Annotated in this window: 1 protein-coding gene; it reads left to right on the top strand. The window is 31.5% G+C overall.

The genetic code is table 11. The features are described 5' to 3' along the window. Positions 1-96 precede the first annotated feature (96 nt). Positions 97-1,311, top strand: a complete 1,215-nt coding sequence (locus I4Q58_RS15375; protein WP_203296796.1) for a putative phage abortive infection protein — start codon at positions 97-99, stop codon at positions 1,309-1,311. Positions 1,312-1,548: the final 237 nt, after the last annotated feature.

Genomic DNA, 1,548 nt, shown 5'->3' with positions numbered 1-1,548 from the left:
AAAACTAACACTCCTGCCCTAACTGAAAAATCCGTAAATTGAAATCCGCGCCACGAGAGGCGTTATACAAGACCGTTAGCAGCAAGCCTTTAAAAAATGAGTAACAGAAATATTGCCAAAACATTTATTTGGACATGCTTAATAGTTCTCGGAATATTCATTATTAGAATATCTATTGATGGATTAGTTTTTTGGAGCACTGAAATTGATTACAGCAAAACGGGTCTTATTGGGGACTTTATTGGAGGTGTGATTGGGACAATAATTTCTGCTGCTGGTTTTTACTTCCTTTACCTAACATTCTATGAGCAGAGATCTTCGTTTGAAAGAGAAAGATTAGAAAGCAAGTTCTTCGACCTAGTTAAACTCCAAAGAGAAAATGTTTCGGAATTAAGTTTCGATGCTTCTGAAATAGCGGAAAACTATGATTCTCTTTTTATTGAAAAGAATCTATATCAAGGTAAATCTGTCTTTAAAGTCGTTTTTAACCAATTTATTATGTGTAGAAATGAGCTAAGGCCATTTTTCAAAAGAAAAAAAATGTTCTTACCGGAATATGAAAAACAAATGATGTCAAATAATTTCTTCAAAAATAGCTCAGCAAGTATAAAGGAGGCAGCATTAATTGACATTTGTTTCTCTATTGTGTTCTACGGTCTAAGTTCTGAAGGCTTATTGATTTTAAATTCAATTTTTAAAACTAAATATAAACCGAATTTCATCAAAGATATTCTTAGATATGTTAGCTTAAAGCCTGCAAAGGATACAGAAATATTTGATAAATGGCTAGTCGTGTCAAATAGGAATACTAGAGGTAAAAAAAATGAAATTGTAAGAAAAATTTATGACTGGAGAAAATATAAAAGTTTAAATGAGGAGTTTGAATTTAATGATACTGTAGAAAATTACCATAATCGATATATTAAATATTACGGTGGTCATCAATTCAGATTAGGCCATTATTTTAGGCATTTATATCAAGTCGTAAAATTTATAAACAATCAAAAAGGAATTGATTACAATGAAAAATATGGTTATCTAAAAATTTTACGTGCTCAATTATCTACATATGAGCAAGCCGTGCTTTTCTTAAATTCTATATCTAGTATGGGCCAAAGTTGGGAATTACAACCTGAAATAAATCCAAAATTAAATGGGTTTAAAGATTATGATTTCAAATTGATTACTAAATATAACTTCATAAAGAATATACCAGGAGATAGTATGTATGGTATAAATTTCAAGGATTTTTATCCCTTAGTAGAATACGAAAGTGAACAAAACGAAAAAAAGCGTCCGAAATATCATTAGGCCAGCTGCTAACAACGTATAATGCGCATGGCGCTGGTGAATTCAATTGCATTGAATTCACACAGAAAAGTTTCATCCTTCTCCCCTAATTGAAAATTATGTAAATTGTCCATCGCGCAACGACGCATTATACAAAACCGTTGTGCGCAAGCTTTACAAATGCATCGTCCTGAAATAGGTTGACTAAAAATTAACCCTTTTAGTACTATACCTTATGAAAGACAAAAAACCACCCTG

It is taken from the genome of Luteirhabdus pelagi, from assembly GCF_016827595.1.
GTDB lineage: Bacteria > Bacteroidota > Bacteroidia > Flavobacteriales > Flavobacteriaceae > Luteirhabdus > Luteirhabdus pelagi.
This window is presented reverse-complemented; position numbering and strand designations above follow the sequence as displayed.

Bases quoted from the DNA above. Each gene is read 5' to 3' on its own strand.
- I4Q58_RS15375 (WP_203296796.1), top strand. From the start codon at position 97: ATGAGTAACAGAAATATTGCCAAAACATTTATTTGGACATGCTTAATA.